The sequence below is a fragment of the Leptolyngbya sp. FACHB-36 genome (assembly GCF_014695955.1).
In the GTDB taxonomy this organism is placed as follows: domain Bacteria; phylum Cyanobacteriota; class Cyanobacteriia; order Leptolyngbyales; family Leptolyngbyaceae; genus FACHB-36.
On record NZ_JACJPG010000178.1, the window covers coordinates 1 to 9458 of the forward strand.

General features: G+C 51.1%; 6 protein-coding genes. All 6 read left to right on the plus strand.

Going from position 1 to position 9458, the window contains the following annotated elements:
- The first annotated feature begins 9 nt into the window (after positions 1–9).
- Positions 10–600: a phosphate-starvation-inducible PsiE family protein gene (locus tag H6F43_RS02825; protein ID WP_190340487.1), complete on the plus strand. Its 591-nt coding sequence runs from the start codon at positions 10–12 to the stop codon at positions 598–600.
- A 181-nt stretch (positions 601–781) separates the two neighbouring features.
- Positions 782–1450 (plus strand): response regulator transcription factor, encoded by a 669-nt coding sequence (locus H6F43_RS02830; RefSeq protein ID WP_190340488.1) that lies wholly within the window; start codon positions 782–784, stop codon positions 1448–1450.
- A complete protein-coding gene (locus H6F43_RS02835; RefSeq protein ID WP_190340489.1) occupies positions 1450–3321 on the plus strand; it encodes a CHASE2 domain-containing protein in 1872 nt (623 codons plus the stop codon). The genes H6F43_RS02830 and H6F43_RS02835 overlap by 1 nt, the downstream gene beginning before the upstream one ends.
- Positions 3322–3426: 105 nt before the next feature.
- Positions 3427–4137, plus strand: coding sequence for a DUF928 domain-containing protein (locus H6F43_RS02840; RefSeq protein ID WP_190340490.1), 711 nt, complete (start codon positions 3427–3429; stop codon positions 4135–4137).
- A 32-nt stretch (positions 4138–4169) separates the two neighbouring features.
- Complete coding sequence (locus tag H6F43_RS02845) at positions 4170–7286, plus strand: tetratricopeptide repeat protein (RefSeq protein WP_190340491.1); 3117 nt, start codon at positions 4170–4172, stop codon at positions 7284–7286.
- Positions 7287–7377: 91 nt separating this feature from the next.
- Positions 7378–9458: tetratricopeptide repeat protein (locus H6F43_RS02850; RefSeq protein WP_190340492.1), on the plus strand; the 2081-nt coding region annotated here is incomplete at its 3' end.

The following is a 9458-nucleotide window of genomic DNA, read 5'->3' on the forward strand; positions in this document are numbered from 1 at the left end:
GACATCTTTATGAACGTTAAGCAATCATCACTTCCTTGGTATCGCTGGCTGAATAGTAATCACGTCATTCGGCTATTAGAAACCGTACAAGATTTTATTGTTATCTGTTTATGTATCGGGTTATTTAGTTTCATGGTGCTTCAGTTACGAGAAATGGTGCTGTCGCTACTGCCTCCATTGGAGTTTCAACCTGTTACATCCGATATTCTATTTCTGTTGATTTTGGTTGAGCTGTTTCGTCTGCTGATTATCTATCTCCAAGAACATCGCGTTTCTATTGGAGTGGCTGTTGAAGTCTCTATTGTCTCTGTTTTGAGAGAAGTGATTGTACGAGGTGTGCTGGAAACGCCGTGGGTGCAAGTTTTAGTAGCGTGTGTTTTTCTATTAGTGTTAGGAGCGCTACTGATTATCCGAGTGTGGCTACCTCCTACGTTTGATGGCATCGATCCAGAACAATTTATATCAGAGCGTCATCGATCGCGGTTCAGCGATCGAAATCAATCACACCAGCCCACGGCTCAGGACTTGAACGATCATCATGATGTATCCGTCTTGAGTACTACTGATACAGAATTGTTGTCGAATCATTCAGCGAAGTAGCAATGCTTTCTATGGCTGATACTGACTGGTACTGAATCATGAGGAGTTGCGCTTTGGCGCAGTTTCGGTTGCCGCCGTCCACAAGCTAAGTTAGCCAACGAGCGTAGTGTTTCCTCTCAGCAATGCTTCTATTGTAGAAGGACCAGTTACACTAGCCGATATTTGCGGTAGCGAGTTGACCATGCTCCAAATCTCTCAGCCAGAGAAACAGACCTTTTTGGTTGTAGATGACCACGCCTTAGTGTTAGGCGGTACTCTCGGTATCCTGAAGCAGACGTATCCAGGGGCAGAAATTTTAACGGCTCAGACGGCTCAGGAAGCGCTCAACCAGGTAGAGCAGGCTGATCCAGACTTGGTGATTGTAGATTTGGTGATGCCAGAGACGATCGGCGAAACGGCGCAGGCAAACTCTGGACTACAGTTGCTCAAAACCTTGATGGAACGCTATCCCAAGCTGAATCTTGTGGTGCAAAGCGCCCACGTTCGCATCTTGGTTTGGCTCAAGCCGACGATCGACAATCACATGGGCGGCTTCACCGTGGTGGATAAAAGTCAGCCGATGAAAGAGCTGCTGGTAATGGTGGATTGGGCATTGCAGGAGCGCACATACACCCCAAGAGAAATCCGCAATGGGCTGCAACTCAAACCTGCCTGGATGCAGCTATTGCAGCTTGCCTTTCAGGAAAGTTTGCAGGACACGGCGATCGCCAAGCGGATGAATGTTTCAGAACGCACCGTGCAGTATTACTGGACCAAAATTCGCGATGTGCTGGAAGTGTATCCCGACGAGAACAAGAATCTGCGGATTCAAACGGAAGTTCGGGCGCGGGAAGCAGGGTTGATTGATTAGTGGAACGCAATCGAGGGCAAGCGATTCAAGCAGAAATCAAGTCTTGGCGGCGATTGCTACCAGGATTGATAGTAGTTGCAGCCGCGATCGTGGCTCGTTTAACGGGTTCGCTTCAATTTTTGGAGTTAGTCACCTTCGATCAATTCTTGCGGCTGCGTCCATCGGAGCCAGCCGATCCCCGCATTGTACTTGTCGGCATTACAGAGGAGGACATTCAACGGACTCGCGCCTATCCGATTCCTGACGGTGAAATTGCCAATCTAATTCAGCGATTGCAGCAGTATCAACCTGCGGCGATCGGGCTAGATATTGTGCGCGATATTCCGGTGGAACCCGGTCATGCAGCGTTAGTCTCACAGTTTCGCACGCGTAAAAACCTGATTGGGGTAGAGATTGCTCGACCCGATCGCAGCGGCTTTACCGTCGCGCCACCGCCAGATCTACCATTGGAACAGGTTGGTTTTGCCGATACTATTCTGGACGCTGATGGCTATCAGCGGCGGAGTTTGTTGGGAGTTCACAATTCCCAGCAGGAGTATCGCTTTTCGTTCACGATTCGAGTAGCAGAACGCTATCTGGCAGCGCAGGGGATTGAACTTGACAATGGGATTCGTGACCCCGATGCCATGCGTTTTGGCAGCACCGAATTGACCAGAATGCAACCAAATTCCGGCGGATACATCCGAGCAGATGCAGGCGGCAATCAAATTTTACTCAACGTTCGCAGTGGTCAGGCGCCGTTTCGGACGCTGTCGCTGGCGCAGATTCAGGCAGGCGTCAACCCGGATTGGCTGCGGGGCAAAATTGTGCTGATTGGCATTATGTCCTTTAGCGCCAAAGATTTAGCGTATTCAGGCGCGATCGCCCCCATCAATCCCGGACAGGTCTACGGCGTGGAAATGCAGGCGCACGCGATCAGCCAAATTCTCAGTGCAGTCCTCGATCGTCGCCCGCTGCTGCGAGTGTGGCCCGAAGGTTGGGAGTATCTCTGGATTGCCGCATGGGGAGTGGTGGGACTCAGCCTGGGACGGGTGCGATCGCCCTGGAAGATTTTGTTAGGACTGGCAGTCGCTGTGGTCAGTTTGATTGGCGGCTGCTATGGATTGATTCTGCTCGGTTGGTGGGCGCCCGTAGTGCCTGCACTGCTCGGACTGATGCTAAATGGCGTGGGGCTGACGGCAGCCCGCTTCTACCGTCACGAACAGGACCTGCGGTTGCGCTTGCAGGAGCGTCAGTTTGTGATTGAGCAGACGTTCAATGCGATTCACAGCGGTCCGATGCAAACGCTGGTCGGCATTCTTAGAAATGCTCAAGGACAAGAAGTTCCGCCGCCCTTTTTGCCGGATCTGCACCGCCTGAATCAAGAACTCCGATCGATTTACGCCTCTGTCCAGCGAGACGCGATCGCCGATGAAGCGCAATTGCAGATGGGCAGCGCGATCGAGTTAGCGTTGCAGGCTCCGCTGCATGAATTGCTCTACACGGTATATTGCAGCACGCTGGAACGGGATCTGCCACATTTTCAGACAATTCAGTTCAAAATTGTCCAGTTTGAGCCGCTCAATACTCGCGACCTGCGGCTAGAGCACAAGCGTGGACTTTGTCGCTTTCTAGAGGAAGCGCTGTGCAATGTGGGTAAACACGCGATTGGAGCCACACGCCTCACCGTTATTTGCGCTCAGGAAGACCAGCAGCAGGTGATCCGGGTAATTGATAACGGCAGTGAATCACCTGTAACCGCTTCGGGTTTGGGCACGCAGCTAGCGCAAAATCTGGCACGACAGCTAGGCGGCACGTTTCGCCGCTGCCCAAATCTGCCGAAAGGAACGATGTGCGAATTAGTCTGGTCTGTCGATCGCAAACGGTGGTAACACGCGATCGTTGCGCTTTCCCGCAATCTTGTTTTGCAGTCGATCGCCTGGAGGTTTAAGCGATTTCTGCTTATTGTAGAAGACACCTACAGGGGGATTCAGACGATGAATCACTTACTCAATCACTTCCGTCGCCCTGCGATCGTGGCGACGGTTTTGCTTTCACTGTGGATCGCTCCAGAGGCGCTGGCAAAGTATCGCCCTCCCAAACGTCCGTCTGCGCCTAAAACGACGGGGACAAACACCACACGCGGCGGCAGTTGCGACCCAAACGCTAACAGCAAATTAACCGCCTTGGTGCCGTTCAGCCATGTGGGACAAACGAGTTCTTCGCATCCGACGTTTGCTTGGTTTGTGCCCGATCGCCAACCCTATCCGCTGCAATTCCGCCTGTTTCGCTCCAACGGGCAACCGCTGTACCGAACGACGCTGCAAAGCCAGACCGGAATCATGCAGTTCTCGCTGCCTCAAACTCAGGCGGGGTTGGAGATCGGGCAGTCGTATCTCTGGCAGGTGGTGCTGGTGTGCAATCCGGCGGTGCCATTGACGAATTGGGTGGCGGCGGCAGAAATCGCTGTGGTCAAACCAGATCCTGCGCTGCAATCTCAACTAGCAACAGCACAAACGCCGCAGCAGCGGAGTGACCTGTATGCAGAGTCGGGGCTGTGGTATGACGCGCTGGCAGCAGCGTATAGCAATCGATCGGCGGTGCTGGCGCTGCTGGAGTCGCTTGCGAGTTCGGAAGCCCAACCGCTGCGAGACTGGAGCGATCGCCTACGGCAGATTGAAGCGATCGAGCGACAGCGATCGCGCTAATCACGATTCAAAGCGGCTCAGGAGTTTCAGCCATGTCTCAGTTCAAGTTGTGCAAACCCACGATCGCAAGAATCGCACCCTTTTTTCTTGCCTTTTCTTTTCTGTCCACGGTTCCCCCACTCCCTACTCCCTACTTCCTACTCCCCGCTTCTGCCCAGACTGCCGATGCCCGTAAAGCAGAGGCAAATCGGCTGTTGCAGCAGGGACTTCAGCAAACTCAAACCAGTGACTATGAAGCCGCTATTCAGTCCTATGAGAAGGCGTTAACCATTTATCGTGCCCTGCAGAATCGGCTCGGCGAAGCGAATGCACTGAATAATTTAGGTCTAGGCTCTGTTTTTCTACCGCAGTACGAAAGTTTGATTGGTGAAGCGAATGCACTGAATAATCTGGGTCAAAGCTATTATTCTGTATCGCAGTACAATAAAGCGATCGGGTTCCATCAACAATCTTTAGCAATTTACCGCGCGATCCAAAATCGGCTCGGCGAAGCGAATGCACTGAATAATTTGGGTCTAAACTATATTGCTGTATCGCAGTACGACAAAGCGATCGAGTTAAATCAACAAGCACTGACCATTTATCGCGCCATTCAAAACCGCCACGGTGAAGCGAATGCACTGAGTAATCTGGGTCGAAGCTATTATTCTGTGTCGCAGTACAACAAAGCGATCGAGTTTCATCAACAAGCCTTAGCAATTCACCGCGCCATTCGAAACCGCAGCGGTGAGGCGAATGCACTGAGTAATCTGGGTCAAAGCTATCATTCTGTATCGCAGTACAACAAAGCGATCGAGTTTCATCAACAAGCCTTAGCAATTCACCGCGCCATTCAAAGCCGCCACGGTGAGGCGAATTCATTGAGTAATCTGGGTTCAGCCTATACTGCTCTATCGCAATACAACAAAGCGGTTGAATTCCATCAGCAGGCATTGGTGATCTTTCGCGCTATTCGGAATCGTGGCGGTGAAGCTGCTGCATTGAGCAGTCTAGGCACCGCTTACCGTTCTCTGTCACAGCCTGATAAAGCAATCGAACTACAGCAGCAAGCACTGATGATTGTTCGCCAAATCGGTAGTCGCAGAAGCGAAGCCGCAATATCGAGTGGTCTCGGCAGCACTTACCTTACCCTATCGCAATACAGCCAAGCCATTAAACATTACGAGCAGGCGCTCGCTATCTTCCGAGCAGTGGGCGATCGCAATGGCGAAGCGGGTGCTTTGCTGGGTTTAGGCAGTGCTTACCTTTCTCTAGCCCAGTACAGTAAAGCAACCGAGTACTATCGGCAGGCACTCACCATCTACTTAGCTGTGGGCAATCGCATTGGCGAAGCGAGTGCACAGAGCAGTCTAGGTGCTGCTTCTGCTTCCCTATCCCAGCACAGTCAAGCTATTGAGAAGTATCAGCAAGCGCTAACGATTTCTCGAGCCGTGGGAGATCGCAGCGGCGAAGCGAATACCTTGGTTAGTCTGGGCAATGCGTATCGTTCTCTATCCCAGTTTGACAAGGCGATCGAGAACCATCAGCAGGCACTCACCATTGCTCGTCAGATTGGCAACCGCAACAGTGAGGCCAGGACACTAAGCGCTTTGGGCGCCGCTTATCATCTCTTACCGCAGTACGACAAAGCAATTGCCTACCATCGGCAAGCATTGCTGATCTTGCAAGCAGTGGGCGATCGTGCCGGAGAGGGAGCGGCTCTGACTAATCTTGGATTGACATTGTTAAAGACAGGCGATGCCAGAGGCGCAGAAAAAACCTTGTGGGCAGCCATCAAGCTTTGGGAATCGCTCCGACCCGGATTGACGGATGAAAATAAAGTCTCTTTATTCGAGACGCAGGCCATTACCTATCGCACATTGCAGCAAGCGCTCATTGCTCAAAACAACCCGACCGCAGCGCTAGAGGTTGCTGAACGAGGACGAACTCGCGCATTTGTGGAGTTGCTAGAGAAGCAGATACAGGAAAGAGATGTCAGCCTGCCCCTCAATTCTGAAGCTACAGTTACGACGATTGACCAAATCAAACGGATTGCGAAAACTCACAAAGCATCTCTGGTGGAGTATTCCATCATTTATGATAGTTTCAAGATCCAGGGAAAACGAGCAACGCGGGAATCAGAGCTCTACATTTGGGTGATTCAGCCAACAGGAGAGATTTCTTTCCGTCAAGTGGATCTCAAACCACTATGGCAGCAGCACAACACCTCCTTATCACGCCTAGTGATTGGCAATCAAGAATCCTTGGCGGTTCGCGGTCGCAATACGCTTGGTGTCAACCCCCAACCCAATTTACCGACGCTGTATCAACTGCTGATCGATCCGATCGCCCCGCTCCTACCCAAGGACCCGAATGCTCACGTCATTTTCATTCCCCAAGGTCCCCTGTTTCAAGTGCCTTTTCCCGCGCTTCAGACCGCCGACGGTAACTACCTGATTCAAAAACATGCCATTCTTACCGCTCCATCGATTCAAGTTCTGGCATTAACTCAACAACAACGACAGAAGCTAGCTAGCCAGGTACCTCTTGGAAGCGGAAAAGCGCTAGTGTTGGGCAATCCTACAATGCCTCAGATGTCTTTGTCTCTTGGAGCGGCTGAACAAGCCTTACCTCCACTCCCCGGAGCCGAAGCAGAAGCTAAAACAATCGCCGCGCTCCTCAACACTCAAGCAATTATTGGCGCTCAGGGCACGAAAGCCGAGATCACTCGAAAAATGCCTCAAGCATCCATCATTCACTTGGCAACGCATGGATTGCTGGATAATATTCGCGGACTAGGAAGCGCGATCGCCCTCGCACCCTCTGGCACTGATAATGGCTGGCTGACGGCAGAAGAAATTTTAGAGATGAAACTGCAAGCCAGCTTAGTCGTCTTGAGCGCTTGCAACACGGCAGAAGGCAGAATTACGGGAGATGGCGTGATTGGTTTATCGCGTTCTTTGATCTCAGCAGGAGTGCCCAGTGTAATTGTCTCCTTGTGGGCGGTTCCTGATGCACCGACCGCAGAATTAATGCAGGCGTTTTACCAGAATTTGCAGAGGAACCCAGATAAGGCACAGGCACTCCGGCAAGCAATGTTAACCATGATGAAAACCCATCCTCAGCCGCGCGATTGGGCAGCATTCACGCTGATTGGAGAGGCAGAGTAGTCAGTCAGAAACAACCTGATTGAACGTCCCTCGCTCACATTCTCAATCTAAAACTTATCGCCCCAACCCAGAATTGTTACGGAGTTCTACCATGCTCTCCCCATTAAAACCGTTCAAACTCATCCGTAGGGTTAAACTGTTTTTCCTGAGTTTTATCACCTGTTTTCTATGTTTGCTGCTGTCTGAGCCGCTAAGAATTTGGGGACAAATAGTCCCGGAAATAGCTCAGGCTGTTTCTCCATCTGATCGCGACCTATCAGAGAAGCGCGTGCTGGTGTCGGAAGTAGTCGTGCAGGGCGTGACGGGGAAACTGCAAGACATTGTTTATCAAGCCGCTGCTACAAAACCCGGTCGCGTGACAACGCGATCGCAACTTCAAACTGACATCAATGCCATCTTCAAAACAGGCTGGTTCAGCAATGTCAAGGCGGTGCCAGAAGATACTCTCAAAGGCGTGCGGGTCACATTTGAGGTGCAGCTCAATCCCGTGCTGCGACGAATGAACATTGTGCCGATCCCTGAGAGCAAGTCTGTTCTACCAACCGCTGTGGTGAATGATATTTTTCGATCGCAGTATGGCACAGTTCTCAATCTACAAACTTTGCAGGCAGGCATTCGCAAACTCAACCAGTGGTATCAAAACAACGGTTATGTTCTCGCTAAAGTGGTGGGACAGCCAAGAATATCAATGGATGGTACCGTAACGTTGCAAATTGCGGAAGGAATCATTGAGTCCCTGCGAGTGCAGTTTGTCAATTCACAGAATAAGTTAGTCAGTGCAAATGGACAGCCCCTTGTTGGTAAAACTCCGGCTTCTGTGATTCTGCAAGCGATCGAGTCAAAGCCCGGAATGGTGTTTAATCAGGTCCAAATTCAGAAAGGTTTGAAACAAATCCTGGGTTTAAGCAGTGTCAAGGATGCAACGGTAGCATGGGAAATCCCCAAAGATTCTCGCAACGTTATTCTGATTGTTAAGGTGCAAGAAACCGTGAGCGCTTCTGCGGAAGCGGAGAACACCGATCGCATCATTCAAGCAGAGGCCGCGTTACAGCGGGCACGCGCCCAAAAAGATCCGTTCGCCGAAGCCATTGCTCAACGAACGCTGTTTGATCTGCAAATGGCTACAGGAAAGCAATCTGATGTTGATCGCTACCAGATTGCCCTCAAACGCGCTCAGGCATCGCGCGATCGAGCCGGAGAAGCCGAAGCGCTGAAGGGCTTGGCTTATTTCTATAACAAAGACGCCAAATTTAGAACAAATGACAGCAGCACCGAAAACAATCAACCATCCTTTGACAAGGATAAGAAAAAGCAAGCCATTGCCACCTACCAGGCAGCACTAAAGATTTACCAGGAACTTAACAACGACACTCAAGCCGCCATCATTCTAAGAAATATCGGCTTCATGTTGGAAGAATTAGACGATTATCCAGCGGCGATCGTCACCTATCGCAAGGCGGTGCCGCTATTTCAAAAGTTGAAGCAGCCTTTTTGGCAAGCGCTGACGCTGAACAATTTAGCCGCCAGCTATCGAGAGATTGGCGAAACTGATCAATCCCTGGCGCTCCAGCAGCAAGCTTCAACGCTGTGGCAATATCTGCGAGAGCATCCCGACCAGCTTGAATCGTCGTCATTGCTCAGCAGAGTTTATCAACCCGGTGATCGCCCGAGCGAGACGGGGATCTCCTGGACGCGCTCCTCTAAATCCGGTTCCCAAGCTGACATTAAGTTTTACCTTGGCACTAGTGATCTGCGAAACGGCGGTCTTATCGATGTCCGCTTTGCGGAAGGCATGACGCTGCTCAATTTAGGCGGTATCTATCAGACTGTAGGCGATTATCAGCAAGCGCTCTACACCTTCAAATTGGCTTTATCGCTGCTGCAAATTCCCCCCAGCACTCTATATGCACAGCTCCAAAATGTCTCTACTGTTTCTCAAAAGAATGTCGAACTCTTCACCGATATGGTCGATGTGATTGGAGACTTTCTGATGCATACGCTCTATGCAGATATGGGCTGGCAGCAGCAAGCGCAGGATCATCGCGATCGTGCCTTGAGCAAGGGACGCATCCTGATCGAAAAAACGCTGCAAGAAATCGCAACTGTAAATAAAACGCCTGAGTTAAACAGTCTTTTGCCTGCTGTCGGTTCCCTACTAATTAGTTGGGGCGC

Coding starts and splice junctions, on each gene's coding strand:
- H6F43_RS02830 (WP_190340488.1), top strand. CDS start 782: ATGCTCCAAATCTCTCAGCCAGAGAAACAGACCTTTTTGGTTGTAGAT.
- H6F43_RS02845 (WP_190340491.1), top strand. CDS start 4,170: ATGTCTCAGTTCAAGTTGTGCAAACCCACGATCGCAAGAATCGCACCC.
- H6F43_RS02825 (WP_190340487.1), top strand. CDS start 10: ATGAACGTTAAGCAATCATCACTTCCTTGGTATCGCTGGCTGAATAGT.
- H6F43_RS02840 (WP_190340490.1), top strand. CDS start 3,427: ATGAATCACTTACTCAATCACTTCCGTCGCCCTGCGATCGTGGCGACG.